Annotated in this window: 15 protein-coding genes; 9 read left to right on the forward strand and 6 right to left on the reverse strand. The window is 68.9% G+C overall.

Features of this window, described 5'->3' with window-relative positions:
• From GV027_RS12315 to GV027_RS12335, 5 genes are all read left to right on the forward strand, one after another.
• Window positions 1–1,246: MFS transporter (locus GV027_RS12315; RefSeq protein ID WP_201302619.1), on the forward strand; the 1,246-nt coding region annotated here is incomplete at its 5' end.
• A 102-nt stretch (window positions 1,247–1,348) separates the two neighbouring features.
• Window positions 1,349–2,926, forward strand: coding sequence for an L-aspartate oxidase (gene nadB, locus GV027_RS12320; RefSeq protein ID WP_031440868.1), 1,578 nt, complete (start codon window positions 1,349–1,351; stop codon window positions 2,924–2,926).
• A gap of 116 nt (window positions 2,927–3,042) precedes the next feature.
• Window positions 3,043–4,152, forward strand: a complete 1,110-nt coding sequence (locus GV027_RS12325) for a serine hydrolase (RefSeq protein ID WP_201302620.1) — start codon at window positions 3,043–3,045, stop codon at window positions 4,150–4,152.
• 78 nt (window positions 4,153–4,230) lie between these two features.
• A complete protein-coding gene (polA, locus tag GV027_RS12330; protein WP_159512051.1) occupies window positions 4,231–7,005 on the forward strand; it encodes a DNA polymerase I in 2,775 nt (924 codons plus the stop codon).
• Between the two features lie 118 nt (window positions 7,006–7,123).
• Entirely contained in the window at window positions 7,124–8,641 is a 1,518-nt protein-coding gene (locus GV027_RS12335) for a lipopolysaccharide biosynthesis protein (RefSeq protein ID WP_159512052.1), read from the forward strand.
• Between the two features lie 33 nt (window positions 8,642–8,674).
• On the opposite strand, the gene purH is transcribed toward GV027_RS12335, so the two are convergent.
• The 4 genes from purH to GV027_RS12355 form a co-directional block, all read right to left on the reverse strand.
• The gene (gene purH / locus GV027_RS12340) at window positions 8,675–10,237 is read right to left on the reverse strand and encodes a bifunctional phosphoribosylaminoimidazolecarboxamide formyltransferase/IMP cyclohydrolase (protein ID WP_159512053.1); all 1,563 of its coding nucleotides are present in this window, start codon (window positions 10,235–10,237) and stop codon (window positions 8,675–8,677) included.
• Between the two features lie 253 nt (window positions 10,238–10,490).
• Complete coding sequence (locus tag GV027_RS12345) at window positions 10,491–12,194, reverse strand: heparinase II/III family protein (protein ID WP_159512890.1); 1,704 nt, start codon at window positions 12,192–12,194, stop codon at window positions 10,491–10,493.
• Window positions 12,195–12,223: 29 nt separating this feature from the next.
• Complete coding sequence (gene rpe, locus GV027_RS12350) at window positions 12,224–12,883, reverse strand: ribulose-phosphate 3-epimerase (RefSeq protein ID WP_031396295.1); 660 nt, start codon at window positions 12,881–12,883, stop codon at window positions 12,224–12,226.
• A 70-nt stretch (window positions 12,884–12,953) separates the two neighbouring features.
• Window positions 12,954–14,231 carry an RsmB/NOP family class I SAM-dependent RNA methyltransferase gene (locus tag GV027_RS12355; protein ID WP_159512054.1) on the reverse strand — a complete coding sequence of 426 codons (1,278 nt, stop codon included), beginning with the start codon at window positions 14,229–14,231 and terminating at the stop codon, window positions 12,954–12,956.
• 102 nt (window positions 14,232–14,333) lie between these two features.
• Between GV027_RS12355 and GV027_RS12360 the strand changes: the two genes are divergently transcribed.
• Entirely contained in the window at window positions 14,334–14,492 is a 159-nt protein-coding gene (locus tag GV027_RS12360; RefSeq protein ID WP_081874308.1) for a DUF1674 domain-containing protein, read from the forward strand.
• 231 nt (window positions 14,493–14,723) lie between these two features.
• On the forward strand, window positions 14,724–16,553 hold the full coding sequence (locus GV027_RS12365) for an AsmA family protein (RefSeq protein WP_236559199.1): 1,830 nt from the start codon (window positions 14,724–14,726) through the stop codon (window positions 16,551–16,553).
• Window positions 16,554–16,598: 45 nt separating this feature from the next.
• Here GV027_RS12365 and GV027_RS12370 read toward each other — a convergent pair whose 3' ends face one another.
• The gene (locus GV027_RS12370; protein ID WP_159512056.1) at window positions 16,599–17,576 is read right to left on the reverse strand and encodes an NAD(P)H-dependent glycerol-3-phosphate dehydrogenase; all 978 of its coding nucleotides are present in this window, start codon (window positions 17,574–17,576) and stop codon (window positions 16,599–16,601) included.
• A complete protein-coding gene (gene tsaD, locus GV027_RS12375) occupies window positions 17,573–18,601 on the reverse strand; it encodes a tRNA (adenosine(37)-N6)-threonylcarbamoyltransferase complex transferase subunit TsaD (RefSeq protein ID WP_159512057.1) in 1,029 nt (342 codons plus the stop codon). The genes GV027_RS12370 and tsaD overlap by 4 nt, the downstream gene beginning before the upstream one ends.
• Window positions 18,602–18,676: 75 nt before the next feature.
• On the opposite strand from tsaD, the gene hemC reads away from it, so the two are divergent.
• Together hemC and GV027_RS12385 are read left to right on the forward strand one after the other, a co-directional pair.
• Window positions 18,677–19,585 carry a hydroxymethylbilane synthase gene (hemC, locus tag GV027_RS12380; protein ID WP_159512058.1) on the forward strand — a complete coding sequence of 303 codons (909 nt, stop codon included), beginning with the start codon at window positions 18,677–18,679 and terminating at the stop codon, window positions 19,583–19,585.
• Window positions 19,582–21,228 carry a uroporphyrinogen-III synthase gene (locus tag GV027_RS12385; protein ID WP_159512059.1) on the forward strand — a complete coding sequence of 549 codons (1,647 nt, stop codon included), beginning with the start codon at window positions 19,582–19,584 and terminating at the stop codon, window positions 21,226–21,228. The genes hemC and GV027_RS12385 overlap by 4 nt, the downstream gene beginning before the upstream one ends.
• Window positions 21,229–21,266 lie beyond the last annotated feature (38 nt).

Here is a 21,266-nt window from a genome sequence, read left to right on the forward strand (position 1 = left end):
CCCCCCCGGCGGCAAGGCCCCGCACCGCCATGCACCGGCGGGACGCACGCTCGATGCGCTCAACTTCTTCCTCGCCGACGTGCGCGACGGGCTCGGGCCCTATCTCGCCATCTATCTGGTCGCGGTCCGCGGCCCCGCGCATGGCTGGAACGAGGCGACGGTCGGGCTGGTCCTGACGATCGCCGGGATCGTCGGCCTGATCGCGCAGACGCCCGCCGGCAGCCTGATCGACAAGAGCCGCAACAAGCCGCGGATCGTCATGGTGGCAGCGTTGCTGGTGACGTTGGCCAGCGTATCGCTGCCGTTCGTCACGGGCTTCACGGTGGTGACCATCACCCAGTCGGTCGCCGCCGTCGCGGGCGCGATCTTCGCCCCCGCGATCTCGGCGATCACGCTCGGTCTGGTCGGGCCGAAGATGTTCGCCAAGCGGGTCGGCCGTAACGAGGCGTTCAACCATGCCGGCAATGCGGTGTCCGCCGGGCTCGCGGGCGTACTCGCCTGGACGTTCGGACCGGTCGTGGTCTTCTGGCTGATGGGCGCGCTGACCGTCGCCAGCATCGTCACTGCGACGCGGCTCCACAACGACGATATCGACAATGCCGTCGCGCGTGGCCTCGACTGCGAGCCCGATGCGGACTGCGACGAGCCGAGCGGCTGGAAGACGCTGATCGAGAACCGGCCGCTGATGACCTTCGCGGTAATCGCGTTCCTCTTCCATCTGGCGAATGCCGCGATGCTGACCTCGGTCAGCCAGCTGCTCGCACGCACCGTCGGCAAGGATCAGGCGACGTCGCTGACCGCCGCGTGCATCGTCGCGGCACAGCTCGTGATGGTTCCCGTCGCGATCTTCGTCGGGCGTCATGCCGAACGGCTCGGCACCAAGCCGCTGTTCCTCGTCGCCTTCGGGTTCCTCGCCGCACGCGGCGCGCTCTACACGCTGTCCGACGATCCCTATTGGCTGGTCGGCGTGCAGGCACTGGACGGCGTCGGCGCGGGCATTTTCGGCGCGCTGTTCCCCGTCGTGATCGCCGACCTGACCGAGGGCAGCGGACGGTTCAACGTCAGTCAGGGCGCGGTCGCGACGACGCAGGGGCTCGGCGCGGCGCTGTCGGCGACGCTGGCGGGATCGATCATCGTCTGGGCAGGCTATAGCGCGAACTTCCTCACCCTCGCGGCGATCGCGGGATGCGGGTTTTTGCTCTATCTGGTCGCGATGCCCGAGACGAAGAAGCGCGCGCGCGGATAAGTCCGGGCGATCGATCCGAACACCCCCCTGTCCTGTGGTCTCACTTTCGTGCAACAGCAGGACCCCGCATCACCCTGTCCCCTGCCCCGGATCCCGAGCCGCATGACCAGTGACATTCTCATCATCGGCTCCGGCGCCGCCGGGCTGACCGCCGCGCTCACCCTCGCCGACCGTTTCACCGTCACCGTGCTCGCCAAGGGGGCGCTGAACGAAGGGTCGACCGCTTGGGCGCAGGGCGGGATCGCCGCGGTACTCGAACCCGGCGACACGTTCGAGAATCATGTCGAGGACACGATGGTCGCCGGCGCCGGGCTGAACGACCGCGGGATCGTCGAGATGGTGGTCGAGGGCGCCCCCGCCGCGATCGAACGGCTCACGCATCTCGGCGTGCCGTTCGAGACCGAGGGGAACGCGCTGCACCTGACGCGCGAGGGCGGCCACAGCCATCGGCGGATCGTCCATGTCGCCGACGCGACCGGCTGGGCGGTGCAGGAGGCGCTGCAAAGGGCCGCCGAGGCGCATCCCAACATCACGCTGGTCCCCGACCAGGTCGCGATCGACCTCGCCACCGGGCGGCACGAGATGCGCTATTCAGGCGCGGGCCGGGTCTGGGGCGTCTATGCGGTCGACCGCGGCACCGGTCGCGTCGCGCTCTACACGGCGCGCGCGACGATCCTCGCGACCGGGGGTGCGGGCCGCACCTATCTGTTCTCGACCGCGCCACGCGGCGCGACGGGCGACGGCATCGCGATGGCCTGGCGCGCGGGCGCGCGCGTGTCGAACATGGAGATGATGCAGTTCCACCCGACCTGCCTCTACAATCTGGAGGTCAAGAATTTCCTGATCACCGAGGCGGTGCGCGGCGAAGGCGGACGGTTGATCAACCCGACCACCGGCAAGCGTTTCATGACCTATTATGATCCCGTCCGGATGGAGCTGGCGCCGCGCGATATCGTCGCGCGCGCGATCGACGCCGAGATCAAGCGCTACGGGCTCGATTACGTTCATCTCGACATCAGCCACATGCCGGCCGACTTCATCCGGCATCATTTTCCGAACATTCACGAAAAGCTGCTGACGGTCGGGATCGACATGACGACGCAGCCGATCCCCGTCGTCCCCGCCCAGCATTACACCTGTGGCGGGATCGTCGTCGACGAGCATGGCAAGACCGACCTTCCCGGGCTCTACGCGGCGGGCGAATGCACCGAATCGGGGCTGCACGGCGCGAACCGGCTGGCGTCCAACTCGCTGCTCGAATGCTTCGTGTTCGGCGAGGCCGCGGCGGACAGCATCGCCGCCGATTGGGACAGCCTGCCCCCGCCGCCGCCGATCCGCCCCTGGGACGAAAGCCGCGTCACCGATTCGGACGAGGAGGTGGTCATCAAGCAGACCTGGACCGAAATCCGCCGCTTCATGTGGAATTATGTCGGCATCGTCCGCACCACCAAAAGGCTCGAACGCGCACAGCACCGGATCGCGATGCTGAACGAGGAGGTCGCCGAATATTACCAGCATTTCCGCGTCACGCCCGACCTGATCGAACTGCGCAACCTGCTTCAGACTGCCGAACTGATCGTCCGCTCGGCGCTGCACCGTCACGAAAGCCGTGGCCTGCACTACACGCTCGATTATCCGCAGATGCTGCCGGAGGCTGTCGATACGGTCCTGACGCCCTGACGTTCCGCGTCCCGGCGCATCGGACGTGCAGTTCGTCGCAGCCAGGCGCGCGGGGCGTATCGCGGCAGTCCGGACCGTATCAGGATCGTAGCGCTATCGCAGGATATCCGACACCCATGGCATTTGGCAGGTTCGCGCGTCTTTTCGTGACCGGCGGCATCGCGATCGCGCTGACCGGCTGTGGCTCGACGTCACGCCCCGGGGCGACCGGCGCCGCGCCGCAGGGCGATGGAACCGCCAGCGTATCGATCCCGGTCCCATTGCCCACCGCACGCGCCACCCGTGCCGCGCCCGCTCCGCTGGTCACCGCGATCGACGCCTTGCACCATGATTTTGCGGGCAAGGCGGGGATCGCGATCCGCGCGGTGGACGAGGGCTGGACGGTCGAGGCCGGCGGGCGCCAGCGCCTGCCGCAGCAATCGGTCAGCAAGCTCTGGGTCGCGATCACGCTGCTCGACCTTCGCGACCAGGGCAAGGCAAAGCTCGAGGATCCGGTCGTCGTCCGCGCGGAGGATCTGACGCTGTTCCATCAGCCGATCGCGATGCTCGTCACCGGCGACGGCTATCACACCACCGTCGGCGAATTGCTCAGGCGTGCGCTGACGCATAGCGACAATACCGCGAACGACCGGCTGCTGAGCTATGTCGGCGGCCCGCGCGCGGTGCGCGGCATGATCCTGCGCAAACAGCTGGGCGAGATCCGCTTCGGTCCGGGCGAGCGGCTGTTGCAGAGCGGGACGGCGGGGCTCGTCTGGCAACCCGCCTATGCGCTCGGCAACGCGTTTGCGGTCGCCCGCGCACGGCTCGATCCGCAGATCCGCGCCGCCGCACTCGACGCCTATGTCGCCAATCCGCCCGATGGCGCCGCGCCGATCGCGATCGCGGATGCGCTGGCCCGGCTCGCGCGGGGCGAATTGCTCAGCGCCAGCTCGACCCAGGTCCTGCTCGACACAATGGGCGCGTCGGTCACCGGCCGCGCGCGGTTGCGCGCCGCGCTGCCCGCGGGGTGGCGGATCGCGCACAAGACCGGCACCGGCCAGGATCTCGGTCATCGCAACGCCGGTTTCAACGATGTCGGACTTCTCACCGCGCCCGACGGCAAGCGCTATGCGATCGCGGTGATGATCGGCGACACGCTGCGGCCGATCCGCGAACGCCAGATGCTGATCCAGGCGGTCGCCGCGGCGGTCGCCGCGCATGCCGGTGGCGCCCGCCCGTCGGTCTGAGATTTTCCTCACACCTGATACCCAACAACCACGCTTCGCCCATTGGTCCGCGCGCGCGCATCCGCTAGACCGCGCGCGATGCCCCATCTCTATCTCGTCGACGGCTCCGGCTATATCTTCCGCGCCTATCACCGGCTGCCGCCGCTTACCAACAAGCATGGCGAGCCGGTCGGCGCGGTGTACGGCTATACCACCATGTTGTGGAAGCTCGCCGATGAGGTCCACGCCGCCGACGGCCCGACGCACATGGCGGTCATTCTCGACAAGTCGTCGAAGACGTTCCGCAACGATCTCTACGACAAGTACAAGGCCCAGCGTCCACCCCCGCCCGAGGATCTCGTCCCGCAGTTCCCGATGATCCGCGACGCGACGCGCGCCTTCTCGCTGCCGTGCATCGAGACCGAGGGGCTCGAGGCGGACGACATCATCGCCTGTTATTCGAAGGCGGCGCTGGCGCAGGGCTGGTCGGTCACGATCGTCTCGTCGGACAAGGACCTGATGCAGCTGATCGAGCCCGGGCTCGACATGTATGACACGATGAACAACCGCCGGCTGGGCGCGGAGCATGTTGCGGAGAAATTCCACGGCGTCACCCCGGCGCAGCTCGGCGACGTGCTCGCGCTGATGGGCGACAGCGTCGACAATGTGCCGGGCGTCCCCGGCGTCGGCCCGAAGACCGCCGCAAAGCTGATCCTCGAGCATGGCGATCTCGAATCGGTGCTTGCCGCCGCTAAGGGCATGAAGAAGGGCAAGCTGCGCGACAATCTGATCGAGCATGCCGAGATGGCGCGGCTGTCGAAGGTGCTGGTCACGCTCAGATGCGACGTCGCGCTGCCCGAGCCGCTCGAGGATCTCGAGCTCAAGGGCATCCCCGACGCACCCTTGCGCGCGTTCCTCGATCATCACGGCTTCAAGTCGCTGATCGCCAAATTGTCGGCCGTCGCCGAAGCACCGGTAGCCGAGTCGACCGTCGTCGCGGACATGGACGCGGACGAGCCCTGCAAGCACGACGATTACGAGACTGTCGTGGACGAGGCGGCGCTCGACCGCTGGATCACGCTGGCGAAGCATCAGGGCTGGATCGCGATCGACACCGAGACAACCGGGATCGACGCGACGCGGGCGGACCTCGTCGGGATCAGCCTCGCGCTGCATCCGAACCTCGCCTGCTACGTGCCCATCGCGCATGGCGGCACCGATCTGCTCGCGGAAAACCCGGTCCAGATCGACCGCGCGATCGTGCTGGCGAAGATGAAGCCGCTGCTGGAGGATCCGGGCATCCTCAAGATCGGCCATAATCTCAAATACGACATGATCGTCCTCGCCCGCGCCTATGCCGCCACCGGAGGCGTGACGATCGCGCCGTTCGACGACACGATCCTGATGAGCTTCGATCTCGATGCCGGGCTTCACGGTCACGGCATGGACGAGCTCGCCGCGACGCACCTTTCGCACAGCTGCATCGCGTTCAAGGACGTGGTCGGCACCGGCAAGTCGCAGCGCAGCTTCAACGAAATCGACCTCAAGGCCGCGACCCATTACGCCGCCGAGGACGCGGACGTGACGCTGCGCCTGTGGCGGCGGTTCAAGCGCCGCCTGCCCGCCGAGGGTTCGACCCGCGTCTACGAGATGGTCGACCGCCCGCTCGTCCCCGTCATCGCGCAGATGGAGATGCACGGGATCAAGGTCGACGCGGCGAAACTGTCGAAGCTGTCGACCGAGTTCGCCGCACAGATGGCGAGCCTCGAGACCGAGATCCACGCACTTGCCGGCGGCCCCTTCACGATCGGCAGCCCCAAGCAGCTCGGCGACGTGCTGTTCGAGAAGATGGGCATCAAGGGCGGCCGCAAGGGCAAGTCCGGAGTCTATTCGACCGACGTCACCGAACTCGAGCGGATCGCCGCCGACAAGGATTCGCCCGGCGCGGTGATCGCGCGCAAGGTGCTCGACTGGCGCCAGCTCTCGAAGCTGAAATCGACCTATACCGATGCGTTGCAGGCGCAGATCAACCCGGCGACGGGCCGCGTCCACACGTCCTACTCGCTGACGGGCGCGCAGACCGGACGGCTGTCGTCGACCGATCCCAACCTGCAGAACATCCCGATCCGCACCGAGATCGGCCGCCAGATCCGTGACGCGTTCGTGGCGGAGCCCGGGAACGTGATCCTCGCCGCCGACTACTCGCAGATCGAACTGCGACTGGCCGCGCACATGGCCAACGTCCCCGCGCTGAAGCAGGCGTTCGCGAATGGCGACGACATCCACAGCCTGACTGCGCAGGAGCTGTTCGGCGAGGTCAACCGCGACACGCGCGGTCGCGCCAAGACGATCAACTTCGCGATCCTCTACGGCATCTCGCGCTGGGGGCTCGCCGGCCGGCTCGACGTGTCCGCGGACGAAGCGCAGGCGATGATCGACCGCTATTTCGATCGCTTCCCCGGCATCTCCAGCTACATCGTCGACACCACCGAAAGCGTTCGCGCGACCGGGTTCACGACGACGCTGTTCGGCCGCAAGACGCATTTCCCGCGGATCCGCTCGAAGATCCAGCATGAACGCCAGGGCGCCGAGCGCGCCGCGATCAACGCGCCGATCCAGGGGACGAGCGCGGACATCATCAAGCGCGCGATGGTCCGCATGGGGCCGGCGCTGCTCGAAGCGGGCCTGCCGAACGTGCGCATGCTGCTCCAAGTCCACGACGAACTCGTGTTCGAACTGCCCGAGGGCGATGTCGAGGCGGCCAAGCCCGTCATCGAACGCGTGATGGCGTCCGCGGCCGAGCCGGCGGTGACGCTCGACGTGCCGCTGGGGATCGAGATCGGCACCGGCCTGAGCTGGGGCGCAGCGCATTGATCGCGCAGGGCGGCAGCCGGCCACGCCCGGCTGACTCGCACCAGCGCGGCTGGCGGAGCGCTTGCTCCGACCGACGACGCGGCCGTGCCGCGGCGCGGCGCACCAGCGGCGCCCGCCAGTGACCGAATCGACCAAGGATATCGACACGCTCGCCAAGGGCGGTCGGACCAACATTGCGGGCTTTGTCCTCCGCCTCGCCGCGCGCATCCCGTTCCTGTTCATCGCGGGCCGCATTTACGGCCCGGACCTGGTCGGCCGGTTCGCGATCGCGGTCGTGGTGGTCGAACTCGCCGCGCTGCTGGCGACGCTCGGCCTCAAGCGCGGTCTCGCGCAGGCGCTGAGCAGCACCGAGCGGCCGCACGCCTATGTCGTGTGGGATGCGATGGCGGTGGCGTTCGTCGCGTCGCTGATCGCGAGCGCGGTGCTCTTCACCTTTCCCGAGATCATGTACCCCAATACGGCGATCACCGGGCTCGACCGGTTCCTGCCGCTGATCATCGTCGCGGTCGCCTGGTCCGACGTCAGCCTGGCGGCACTCGCCTATCGGCTGAACGTCAAGGCCGCGGTCACCGCGCGCGCGGTGGTCGAGCCGTGGACGATCTCGATCGCCGCCTGGGCCTTCTCCTATTTCACGATCCGCGACGGGCTTGTGCTGAGCTATGTCGCGTCGATGACCGCGGCGCTGATCGCCAGCCTCGTGCCGTTCGTGCGCAGCTACGGGCTGCCGCGCGGCTGGTCGCCGCATCTGCGCCCGCTCTACGCGCTCGCCCGCGCCAATGTGCCGCTGGCGGGCGCGGACATCCTCGAATGGGGCAGCCGCAACGTCGACCGCTTCATCCTCGGCGTGATGTTCGAGCCCAAGGTCGTCGGCATCTATTATATGGCGCAACAGGTCGCGAGCCTGCCGCAGAAACTCAAGACGAGCTTCGACCCGATCCTCGGCCCCGTCATCACGCAGAGTCTTGCGATCAACGACCGCGCAGCGATCGCCAATCAGGTCCGCCAGGTCGCGTTCTGGATCATGGCCGCACAGGGCGGCCTCGCGCTGATGGGCTCGATTCCCGGCGAGGCGGTGATGGGCGTGGTCGGGCCGCAATTCGTTGCTGGCACCGCCGCGCTCGCCTTCCTGCTGACCGCCGAATTCCTCGCCTCAAGCGGTGCGGTCAGCGAATCCGCACTCGTCTATATCGCGCGGCACCGCAATCTGATGATCTCGGCGGTGATGCTCGCATTCCAGATTGGCCTCAGCTTCGCGCTGATCTTCACGATCCGCCGCCTTGGCTATCCGGTCAATTATCAGGCTGCGGGGCCCGCGATCGCGCTCATGATCTCGGTCGCGCTGACCTCGGTGATCAAGTCGCGGCTGCTCGGAAGCCTGCTCGGCGCGAGCGTCTCGCCGTGGCGCTGGCCGCTGGTCTGGGCGGCGCTTGCGGCGATCGTCGTGGGCGCGGGCTTTACCGCGCTGCCCAAACGGCTCGAATGGGTCGAACTCGCGGTCGGCGAGCCGGCGATCGCCGCGACCTATCTCTTCATCCTGTGGAAATGGGCGTTCGGGCCAGCCGACCGCGCCCTGTTCGCCAAGACCCCCAAGCCCAGCGAAGCGACGCTGCCGCGGAGCGGGTCGCCGGTCCGCTGATCCGGCCCCCCGAAGCCGGGGGGCCGCCGGCGATCAATGGCGGAAGTGGCGCATCCCGGTAAACACCATCGCCAGCCCCGCCTCGTCAGCCGCCGCGATCACGTCGGCATCGCGGATCGACCCGCCCGGCTGGATCACCGCGGTCGCGCCTGCCTCGACCGCCGCGAGCAGCCCGTCGGCAAACGGGAAGAACGCGTCGGAGGCAACCGCCGAGCCGATCGTCCGCGGCGTCGCCCAGCCCGCCTTGTCCGCCGCATCCTTGGCCTTCCACGCGGCGATGCGCGCGGATTCGAGGCGGTTCATCTGCCCCGCGCCGATGCCTGCGGTGCTGCCGTCCTTGGCATAGACGATCGCGTTCGACTTGGTGTGCTTGGCAACCGTCCAGGCGAAGCGGCAGTCGGAGAGTTCCTGCGGCGTGGGCTGGCGCTTCGTCACGACCTGCAATTCGCCGGGCGTGCCGTTGTCGCGCCCCTGGACGAGCCAGCCGCCCGCGATCGACTTGGCGGTGAGCCCTGCGCGCGCCGCATCGGGCAGGTCGCCGGTCAGAAGCAGACGCAGGTTCTTCTTCGCGGCGAACAACGCGATCGCCTCCTCATCGGCATCGGGTGCGACGACGACTTCGGTAAAGATGCCGGTGATCGCGCGCGCCGTCTCGACATCAAGGTGGCGGTTGACCGCGATGATCCCGCCGAACGCCGACACGGTGTCGCAGGCGAACGCCGCGGCATAGGCCTCCTCAAGCGTCGCGGCGGTCGCGACGCCGCACGGATTGGCGTGCTTGACGATGACGACCGAGGGGGCGGCATCACGGAACTCGGCGACGAGTTCGAGCGCGGCGTCCGCGTCGTTGAGATTGTTGTAGCTCAGCGCCTTGCCCTGCACCTGACGCGCCTGGCCGATGCCGCGGACGCCATCGGTCGCGGTGTAGAAGGCCGCCGACTGGTGCGGGTTCTCGCCGTAGCGGAGCGCATCGCCGCGCTTGAGCGTGATCGGCAACGTGGCCGGAAACTGTTCGCCCTGGTCGACCGTGCCGAACCAGGTCGCGATCGCCGAGTCATAGGCGGCCGTGGTCGCGAACGCCTTGGCGGCGAGGCGCTTGCGGTCGTCGAGCGTCGTGCTGCCGCCCGCGACCAGCGCATAGTCCGCGGGATCGGTGACGATCGCGACATAGGCGTGGTTCTTGGCGGCCGAGCGCACCATGCTGGGGCCGCCAATGTCGATATTCTCGATCACCGTGTCGCGGTCCGCACCCTTCGCGACGGTCGCCTCGAACGGGTAGAGATTGACGATCACGAGGTCGATCGCGCCGATCTGGTGCTCCTCCATCGACGCGGCATGCCCCGCATCGTCGCGCACCGCGAGCAGCCCGCCATGGACCATCGGGTGCAGCGTCTTGACGCGGCCGTCCATCATCTCGGGAAAGCCGGTCAGCTCCGACACGTCGCGCACCGTGAGGCCTGCCGCCCGCAGCGCGGTGGCGGTACCGCCGGTCGATACCAGTTCCACACCGTGGCTCGCAAGCGCGGTGCCGAGATCGACGATCCCGGTCTTGTCGGAGACGGACAGGAGTGCGCGCTTTATCGGGATGCTGGTCATGACAGGTCTTTCGTGATCCGGGTTTCGCCGTGCGGCGGGCCTTAGCGTCGGTTGACGTTGGGGAACAGGGGGCGGGTCGCGCGCAGATGCCGCTGGCTCGCCTCACGCCACGAATATAGCACCTCCCCGGCGGAGGCCGGGGTCCAGTTGGGGAACGTCGCCAACCCAAGACGACGCTTCGTCCCCGCCACCTTTCCAACTGGACCCCGGCCTCCGCCGGGGAGGGTGATTGTAAACGCTCTCGGTTTGGAGCTCAGGCCTTTTTCAGCGCCCAGCTCACGCTGGCGCCACCCGCGGCGGCCTCGCCGGTGATCATCAGTTGCTGCGTCGCGACGGGGCGACCATCCGCGTCGATCCAGACGCTGTCCTCGACCACCAGCGCGCCGCCGCGGCAGCGGAACTGCCAGATCGCGCCGCCCGGCAGGCGGAGGATCGCGCCCAGACCGTCCGCGGTCGGCGACACCTGCACCCCCGCACCCAGATGGAAGCGGATCGCGAACAGCGAAAGGCCCAGGCGCCGCTTGCTGCCCTTGGGCAACAACGCGTCTTCGCCCCGTAATTCACGGCCGTCGCCGGTCAGCATCAGCTGCCGGCGGTGCACAAAGCCCCAGCGCCGGACATAGCCGTCATGGCTCGCTTCGATCCGGCTCGCTGCCTCCGATTCTTGCCGGCTCAGCTCGACTTCGGCAACGCCGCGGCCGAGCGTTCCGTCGGCGTGGATCGCGGTCGAGTTGCTGTCGGCGATCGTCAGCGTCGAATGCGCGGCGGTCGACCGCAGACCTTCGACCATTGCCGGCGGCAGTTGCGCGATCCCTGCCCGTGCGCCGCCGCAATTGACGACAAGCCGCGCCGGGCCATCGGAGAATTCGAACGCGAGCGTCGAAGCGCACCCGCCTTCGACCAGGCGTGCGACGGGTGGCGGCGCGGCGTCGACGATCAGCACCGAGGAGGCCGCCGCCAGCCGCTGATAGCCCCAGTCGCGCGCCTGGCGGAGCGGCCGGGTCCGGACGCCGCTCGCCTCGATCACCGCGGCGACCTGGGTCTCGCTTGCGGGGCCCCCGCCCTGCCAGCTCGACAGCCCAAGATCGCCATGCGTCACGCCGAGCAGCGCCGCGACCATCCTGGTGAGCGTCGTCGCGACGGGTTCGGGCAAGGCCAGATTGCGCGCCAGATAGCTGTCCTGGAGCAGCGTCAGAAGCTGGATCGAGTCGAGCAGCATCGCCGGGCTGCGCGAGACCGAACCGCCATCGTCGAACAACCCCGTGCCGAGCGCGCGCAGCAGCCCGGCCTCACCGAACGCGCGGCGTGGGTCACCGCCCGGGATCAGCAGCCCGGCGGCGACGACGCCGCACCATGCCGCGATCCGCGGTGCGCCCGCGGGCACCTTGTCCGCGCTGCGATCGAGGTGCAGCGCGCCCCGCGCGAGCGCGTTCAGCACCTTCGAGCGGTAGACCAGATCGGACGACGACAGGATCAGCGGCGCATGCGCGGTCCAGAACAGGATCCGCCTGCCCCAGAGGTCCGGCCGCCACGCGATCCCGCCCGGCGCGTCGGCATAGGCGGTCAGCCACAGCCCCATGAGATATTCAGCGATCGGCGCCCCGCGCGCGCGGGTTGCGACGGTCGACAGGTCGCGCAGCCAGGCAAAGCTGTGAAAATAGTCGGCAAAGGGACCGGGCAACGGCTTTGCCAGATCGAGCGTCTCGATATCGCGCGCCTCGCCGCGGAACGACAGCAGGCCCTCGAGCAGCATCGTGCCCCGCGGGATGTCGCCGAGCACCGGATCCTCGGGGACTGCGATCAGCTTGAGCGGATAGCGTCCCTTGAGCCGCAAGGCATGGAGCGGCGTACGCCAGGTCAGGCGGTGAAAGCGCTCCGCCAGCCGGTCGGCGAGCGACAGCCCGTTGTCGCCGCCGAGCCGGATCAGGCGACGTCCTTCGTCGATACCGTCGAGCATTGGATCGGTCACGGGATCGGGCTGGTCGGTCAATCGCCCCTCAATGCCGCGATGTTGGCGGCATACTGTGCCGGCCCCCCGCGAAACACCGACGTCCCCGCGACCAGCGCGTCCGCACCCGCATCGATGCAGCGCTTCGCCCATTCGGCGTCGACACCGCCATCGACCTCGAGATCGATCATGCGACCGCTCTTCTCGATCATCGTCCGGATCGCGGTGATCTTCTTGAGCTGGCTGGGGATGAAGCTCTGCCCGCCAAACCCGGGATTGACGCTCATCACGAGCACGAGGTCGACCATGTCGAGCAGGTAATCGAGCATCTTCGCCGGCGTACCGGGGCAGATCACGACGCCCGCACGCTTGCCGAGCGACTTGATGTGCTGGAGCGAGCGGTGGATGTGCGGGCTGGCCTCGTAATGCACGGTGATGCAGTCCGCGCCGGCCTCCGCGAACGCATCGAGATACGCGTCGACGGGGGCGATCATCAGATGGACGTCGAACGGCTTGGCGGTGACGCCGCGCACCGACTTCATGACTGCGGGGCCGAACGAGATGTTGGGCACGAAATGCCCGTCCATGACGTCGATATGGATCCAGTCGGCGCCAGCCGCATCGATGGCGCGGACCTCCTCACCCAGTTTGGCGAAGTCGGCGGACAGGATCGAGGGGGCGATGCGGACGGGTTGCATGAATGTGTCCTAGCGGGGGATTCACGTGGTGCGAAGGCCTTCAATCCTCCCCCAGGCGGGGGAGGATTGATCAGGCGCGCTTCAGACGGGTGATGAAGAAGCCGTCGCAACCGCCTTGTTCGGCGAGCATGCCCGGCAGCGTGCGAACGGTGCCGGTTTCGGTCGGCGTGATCCCGGCGGGGAGCTCTGCCTGGTCGACCGGCACGATCGAATAGTCGCTGCGCGCAGACAGGAACGCGTCGAGCTGCGCCTCGCCTTCCGACGGTTCGAGCGAGCAGGTGGCGTAGACGAGCGTGCCGCCGGGCTTCACCCAGTCGGCCGCGCGCGCGAAGATCCGCGCCTGCAGCGCGGCGGTCTCGGCGATGATCGAGGGGCGGACGCGGTGGAGCACGTCGGGGTGGCGGCGGAAGATACCGGTCGCGCTGCACGGCGCGTCGATCAGGATCGCGTCGGCGGGCTCGGCGGGCGCCCATTCGAGGAGGTCGGCGTTGACGACCTCGGCCTTCAGATGCGTCCGGTAGAGATTCTCGCGCAGCCGCTTGATCCGGCTCTGCGAATTGTCGACCGAGGTGACGGTCCAGCCCGCCGAAGCGAGCTGCAGCGTCTTGCCGCCGGGCGCCGCGCACAGATCGAGGACATGGCCCTCCCCCTTGCCCAGCAAGCGCGCGGGAAGCGAGGCGGCGATGTCCTGCACCCACCAGGCGCCGTCGCCAAAGCCCTCCATGTCGGGGACCGAGGCGTGATCACCGAGCCGCAGATGCCCGGGCATGAAGCTCTCGCCGCCAAGCTTTTCGCGCCAGCCTTCGGTCTCGGCGGGGTCGGCGATCGTCAGGTCGAGCGGCGGCGGTGCGGCGATCGCACGGCCCGCATCGTCGACCATCTCCTCGCCCCATGCGGCTTCCCAGCGCAGCTCGACCGGAGCGGGCAGCGTTGGCACCTCGGGCAGCAGCATGTTGGCGCGGAACAGCGTCCCGAACACGCCGTGGACCAGCTTGCGCGGGCCACCATCGACCAGCGGCAGCACGGTCGAGATCGCGGCGTGCGACGGCGTGCCCAGGATCAGCACCTGGACGAGCGCGATCCGCAGCGCCATCCGCGCCTTCGCATCGTCGGGCAGATTGGTCTTGGTGACCGAATCGATCATCGCGTCGAGATCGGGGAGCCGGCGCAGCGTCTCGGCGGCGATCGCATGCGCAAGCCCGCGATCGGGTCCGTGGATCGCGCGGGTCGCGGCGGGCAGCGCGGATTCGAGCGATTCCCCGCGACGCAGCACCGCGTCGAGCAGGCGCAGCGCGGCGCGGCGGGTGGGGACGCCAAGCGGCTCGGGGGCGTGGGTATAGTCGGGCATGAGAAGGTCCTTCGCGTTCGGGTGCAGCGCGCTGCATTGGCAAGTCGCACGGCGCGCCCCATGTGGCGGTTACGACGCCAACACGCAATCCGGAGAGCCATGATGGGCCAGCGCCCCGACCATGTGAAGCCACCCGCCTATCTGTCGAAGGATACACCGGTGCCACAGCCCGAGCCGATCGTGCCCGACAAGGACCCCGAACCGCGCGACCCGACGCGCTATGGCGACTGGGAACTCAAGGGCATGGCGATCGACTTCTGATCGCTTCCGACTTCTAATCGCTTCGTCATTCACCCTCCGTCATCCTGACGAAAGTCAGGATCCAGGACCACGAACGGTGACGCTACTGGCTCTGGATCCTGACTTTCGTCAGGATGACGGGGTCAAGTCAGGTTGACGGGGTAAATCTGCGGCAGCGGTCCTGACGCAGGCGGAACGTATTTCACGGCGGCGCGTCGCGGTAGGATGAGGGGATTCTTCGCAAAACGCTGGGTGAAAATCACCGGCATCGTCGTCGCTGGCGTGCTGGTGCTGGGGTTGATCGTGCTCGCCGCCTTCCCTTGGGGGTCTCTCAAGGGGGTGATCCAGCGGCAGCTCACCGCGCGGTTCGGCCGGCCGGTGACGATCGGCGGGATCGAGCGCGTCGACACGTTCGGGTTCAACCCGACAATCCGGATCACCGACGTCCGTATTCCGCAGGCGGAATGGGCCGGAACGGGCGATTTCGTCCGGTTGCGCGAGGCCGAAGCCACCTTTTCCGGGCTCGCACTGCTGAAAGGTGCGTTCGGGCCGCGCGACGTGAAGGCGCGCGGACTGCGGCTTGTGCTGGTCCGCGACAGGAACGGCCGCACCAATTGGGAACGCCCGGGCAAGCCGAAGGGCGGCGGGAGCTCCACCGACCTCGACGGGCTGACGATCAGCGACAGCGTGATCGCCTATCGCGACGACAAGCAGGACCGGTTCGTCACCGCACGCTTCGCCTCCGATCCGGTGCACGGCATCCGCGCGGCCGGCAACGGCACGATCCGCGGTGCGGCGGTGCGGATCGCCGTGGCGGGGCCTTCGGTCGAGCGGTTCCGGGGCAAGCCCTGGCCGTTCACCGCGACGATCGACGGCGACGCGCTTTCGATCACCGCGAAGGGCCGGATGGACCACCCGCTCGACACCGACGCGATGGAGCTCGACGTGACCGCACGCGCGACCGACCTCAAGCTGATCGACGCGGTGATCGAGGCGGGGCTGTTCCGCACGCAACCGGTGTCGTTCTCCGCGCATGTCCGCCACGACCAGCCTAAATGGACCGTCACGCAGCTGAAGGGTGTGGTCGGACGGTCCGATTTCACGGGGCATGTCAGCGTCGACAAGCAGCCCGGCCGGAGCAAGGTCGACGGCGCGATCGTGTCGCGACAGTTTGATTTTGGTGATCTGGCGTCGGACGAGGGGAAGGCGAAGGGGGCCGCGCTCGAACGCGCAATCGGCCCACGGCTCGTGCCCAATACGCGGATCGATATCGGCAAGATCGACACCACCGACGCGCGGATGGCGTTCCGGATCAGGCGGATCGTGAGCGCCAAGGGCGCGTCACCGATCCTGTCCGCCAGGGGCGTGCTGGCGATCGACCACCAGTTGCTGACGCTCAGTGACCTCGACGCGCGATTGCCGCATGGCCGGGTCGAGGGGAAGCTGACGGTCGACCAGCGCGGCGACCGCAAGGTGCCGATGGTTGATATCAACCTACGGCTGCGTGGCAGCAGCGTGCAGGATCTCGCGGGCGGCGGCGGCGATTTCAGCGGCAATGTCAGCGCGCGCGCACGACTGAGGGGGCCCGGCACGACGATCCGCGCGGCGGTCGGCAATGCGAACGGCACGATCGGGTTCGTCGCGCGTGACGGGCAATTGCCGCAGGGAATCGCGGCGGCTCTGGGGTTCGATGCGGCGCGCGCGCTGCTGGCGAAGGATGGCGAGCGCGCGGGGCTGCGTTGCGTCGTGCTGAAACTCGACGTGACGCGCGGCCATGGTCGGATCGATCCGATGATCGTGGACACGACCGCCAGCCTGTTGCGCGGTCAGGGAAGCGTGGTGTTTCCAGGCGAGACGCTGAACATCCGGCTGAGCGGCACGCCGAAACAGCATGCGCTGCTGCGCGTGCCGGGCTCAGCCTATATGACCGGCACGATCGAGCGGCCGGCGGTGACGATCCCGCCCGAGGTGAAGTCGGTCGGCAACATCTTCAAGGCGATCGGCCGCGCGATCACGGGGAAACAGGGCCCGACCGCAAGAGATGCGGATTGCTCGGGGCTCGCGGCGCGCGTGCTGCGCTAGACTGATCCTCCCCCGCCAGGGGGCGGATGAAGCAATCGCCTCCTCTCAGCCCGCCTCGTCCTTGAGCGGTCGCGCGAGGAGGTCGCCGATCACGTCGCGAACCGGTGTCCCTTCCAGCAGGCGGCAGACGGCCTCGGTGATCGGCATGTCGACGCCCGCGTCACGCGCGGCCTCGCCCAGCACGGGGGCGGTGAATGCGCCTTCCGCGACCGTGCGGCGATCAGCCAGCAACGCGGCCGCCGCCTCGCCCCGTCCGAGCCCCACCCCGAGCGAGAAATTGCGCGAACTCGTCGAGGAACAGGTGAGCACGAGGTCGCCGAGCCCCGACAGCCCGGCGAGCGTCTCCGCGCGCGCGCCGCGCGCAAGCCCGAACCGCGTCATCTCGGCAAAGCCGCGCGCGATCAGCGCCGCACGCGCATTCTGGCCAAGCCCGGCCCCTTCGACCACGCCACAGCCGATCGCGAGCACGTTCTTCACTGCCCCGCCAATCTCCGCACCCGCGACGTCGGTCGACGCATAGGTCCGGAAATGCCGCGCCGCGAGCCGGGTCGCGAGTGCCTCGCCAAGCGCCTCGTCCTCGCAGGCAAGCGTCACCGCGGTCGGCAGCCCCGCCGCTACCTCATGCGCGAAGGTCGGCCCCGACAGCACCGCGATCGGCGCGTCGGGATGCACCGCACGCGCGACCTCGCCGACCAGCCGCTTGCTCCCCGCCTCGATCCCCTTGGCGCACAGCACCAGCGGAATGCCGCCGATCGGCGCGGCGGCGAGCACGCTGCCGACATGCTGCGCCGGCGCGACGACAAGGATCGCGTCCATGTCCGCCAGCGCGCCAAGGTCGCCGGTCGCGCGGATCGTCGGCGACAGCGCAACGCCGGCGAGAAACAGCGCGTTCGCATGAGTCGCGTTGATCGAGTCGACGACGGCCGGCTCGCGCGCCCACAGGATCACGTCGCGGCCTTCATGCGCCGCGACCTGTGCCAGCGCGGTGCCCCAGGCGCCGCCACCGATGACGCCGATCCTCATGCCTTCACCCCTGCGCCGCGCACCGCCTCGGCGTCGGGATCAAGCGGCCAGCGCGGGCGAGCCGCGGTATCGAGCGGATCGGTCAGTCCGGCGGCGAACCGCTCCGCCCCGGCCCAGGCGATCATCGCCGCATTGTCCGTGCACAGCCAGAGCGGCGGCGCGACGAACCGCAGGCCGCGGGTCGCGGCAAGCGTCTGCAGTGCGCTGCGGACCGCGCCGTTCGCCGCGACCCCGCCCGCGACGACGAGCGCGGTGGGTGTGACCCTGAGACCGTTCAGCGCCCTGGTCGTGCGGTCGATCAGGCAATCGACCACCGCGGCCTGGAACGACGCAGCGATATCCTCCGGCGGATAGTCCCCGACGACCCGCGCGACCGCGCTTTTAAGACCGGCAAAGGAGAAATGCGGTTCGGCCGAACCCTTGAGCGGGCGCGGCAGCGGCACGGCCTTTGGATTACCCAGCGCGGCGGCGCGCTCGACCGCGGGGCCACCGGGAAAGCCGAGGCCGAGAATCTTCGCAGTCTTGTCGAACGCCTCACCGGCCGCATCGTCGATCGTCGTCGCGAGTCGTCGATACGCGCCGACCCCTTCGACCAGCAGCAACTGGCAATGCCCGCCCGACACGAGCAGCAGGAGATAGGGGAAGGTGAGATCGGGATCGGACAGCCGCGGCGACAGCGCATGGCCTTCCAGATGGTTGACCGCGATCAACGGCTTGCCCGCGGCGTGCGCGAGCGCCTTGCCGGTGACGAGCCCGACCATGACCCCACCGATCAGCCCCGGCCCGGCCGTCGCGGCGATCGCATCGACATCGGCCAGCTTGAGCCCCGCATCGGCCAGGGCCGCGACGATCAGCGGCTCGAGCGCCTCGACATGCGCGCGTGCCGCGATCTCCGGCACGACCCCGCCGAACGGCGCATGCGCCGCCTCCTGCCCGAGCAACCGGTGCGCCAGCACCTGTCGATCGGCGGTGACGAGCGCGGCGGCGGTTTCGTCGCAGGAGGATTCGATACCCAGAATGATCATCCCATATCCCTATCGCGCCGGACAAGGCTTGTCCTCACGCTTGTCGAACGCGCCGCGTTTCTGCATGCAGGCGTCATGACTAGTTTTCGGCTCGGCACACGTGGCTCGCCTCTCGCCCTCGCGCAGGCAGGCATGGTGCGCGACGCCCTGTGCGCCGCGCATGGCTGGTCCCCGGATCGGATCGAGACCGTCGTGATCCGTACCACGGGCGACCGTGTGCAGGATCGCGCGCTCGCCGAGATCGGCGGCAAGGCGCTGTGGACGAAGGAACTCGATCGCGCGCTGCACGACGGCGAGATCGATTGCGCCGTGCATTCGATGAAGGATGTCGAGACGATCCGCCCGCAGACCCTGCAGATCGCCGCTATGCTGCCGCGCGCGGACGTGCGAGACCGGCTGATCGGCGCGGAAACGCTTGCCGACCTGCGCCAGGGTGCTGTCGTCGGCACCAGCTCGCCGCGGCGACGCGCGCAGATGCTGCGATCGCGCCCCGATCTCGACATCGTGCTGATCCGCGGCAACGTCGATACGCGGCTCGCGCGGGTCGCGGCCGGGGACATGGATGCGACGCTGCTCGCCGCCGCCGGGCTCGATCGCCTTGGACGCACGGCGATCGGTCATGCCATCCCCACCGACATCATGCTGCCCGCGCCGGCGCAGGGCGCGGTCGGAATCGAGACCTTGGTCGGTAAGCCGGCCCATGCGATCGTCGCGGCGATCGATCACGCCGATACCAGCCTGTGCGTCCGGACCGAACGCGTGCTGCTCGCGCGGCTGGGAGCGGATTGCCATTCGCCGGTGGCAGCCCTTGCCTCGCTCGCCGGCGAGACGCTGACGCTGCGCGGCGAACTGATCGCCGAGGACGGGTCGTGCGACGTCGCCGGCGCGATCGAAGGCGGGATCGACGAAGATCTGGGTACCGCGCTCGCGCTCGATCTGCTGACCCGCGCCCCCGCCAGCGTCCGGCGCCTGTTCGCCGCATGACCCGCATCGTCGTGCTGCGCCCGGAACCGGGCAATGCCGACACATGCGCCAAGCTTCGCAAGCTGGGGCTCGAGCCCCTGGCGATGCCGGTGTTCACGGTCGTGCCCGTCGCCTGGACGCCGCCCGACCTCGGCGGGTTCGATGCCGTTCTGCTGACCAGCGCGAACGCGATTCGCCATGGCGCCCTGCCCGACACGCTCAAGACGCTGCCGGTGATTGCGGTCGGCGACGCCACCGCCGCCGCCGCCCGGCGCGCAGGCTTCAGTGTCGCGGTGACCGGCACCAGCGACGTCGATGCCGCGATTGACGCGGCGCGGGCATCCGGGTTCGACCGCCTGTTCCACCCGGCGGGTCGCGACCGCAGGCCGACCGGCCCGGGCGTCGTCGCGTGCACCGTCTATGCGAGTGAAGCGCTGCGGATCGGCGATAGCGTGTTGCCTCGGCACGAAGACCTGCTCGTGCTGATCCATTCGCCCCGCGCCGCGCATGCGTTCGCCGAGCATGTCGCACAGGCCGGCGTCGACCGGTCGCGCATCACGATCGCGGCGATCAGCCGCACCGCGGCCGACGCGGCGGGCAGCGGCTGGGCCGCGCTGGTCGTGGCGGAGACTCCCACCGACGATGCGCTTGTCACGATCGCCGCAAAGCGCGCGATTGACCCTGACGCGCGTCGCGGGGATAAGCGCGTCATGAGCGACCACGTGCCGATCGAGCGTCCCCGGGCACGCGGCCCCCGCCTGGGTGTTATCATCATAGTGATCGGACTGGCTTTTATCGCCGGATCGGTGGCGATGGGCTATGCGCTGAAAACGATGCCATGGTTTGGTCAGCGCACCGGTCTGACGGCCGCTGGATCGACTACGGCCGCGGCGGCATCGGGCAATCCCGATTTCACCCCCGCGCAACCGCTCAACGCAAATGGCGAACAGCCGCGGGTCGACACCGCAATGCTGGCGACGCGCGAGGCGACGCTGGCGGGCCAGCTCACCGCGCTCGAGGCCCGGACCGCGGCCGTGTCGAGCGACGCGATGGCAGCCGGGGGTCAGGCGACCCGCGCGGAAGGCCTGATGGTCGCGTTCGCCGCGCGTCGGGCGATCGATCGTGGGGTCGGACTGGGCTATATCGAGGAGCAGCTACGGCTGCGCTTCGGTCGCGCCCAGCCGCGCGCCACGGCCGCGGTGATCCAGGCCGCGCACCAGCCGGTCACGATCGAGGATCTGCGCCAGGGGCTCGATACGATCGCGCCGCAGATCACCAGCACCAACGGGACCACCAATGACAGCTGGCTGCAGACCGTGCGGCGCGAATTCAGCAACCTGATTGTGCTGCGCGAGGAGAGCATGGCCTCGCCCATGCCCGCCGACCGCCTTGCACGGGCGCGTCGTCTGCTCGAGGCCGGCCAGGTCGAGGCGGCCCGCGCCGAGGTCGAGCGCCTGCCCGGCGCGACGCAGGCGAGCAACTGGATGGACGCCGCCCGCCGTTACATCGTCGCGCGCAAGGCGCTGGATATTCTCGAGAACACGGCACTGATGGGCCAGGCAGGCCAGCCCCAGCCCAGCCCGATCGTGGTCACCACCCCGGTGCTGCCACCGGTCGCGACATCGACGCAGAGCGAGGCGCCGGTCGCCGTACCCGCCCCCTGACGCCCCGCCCGGGCGACCGGCCGAGGGCTGTCGCCTAG

It is taken from the genome of Sphingomonas sp. T1, assembly GCF_902506585.1.
Classification (GTDB): domain Bacteria; phylum Pseudomonadota; class Alphaproteobacteria; order Sphingomonadales; family Sphingomonadaceae; genus Sphingomonas; species Sphingomonas aerolata.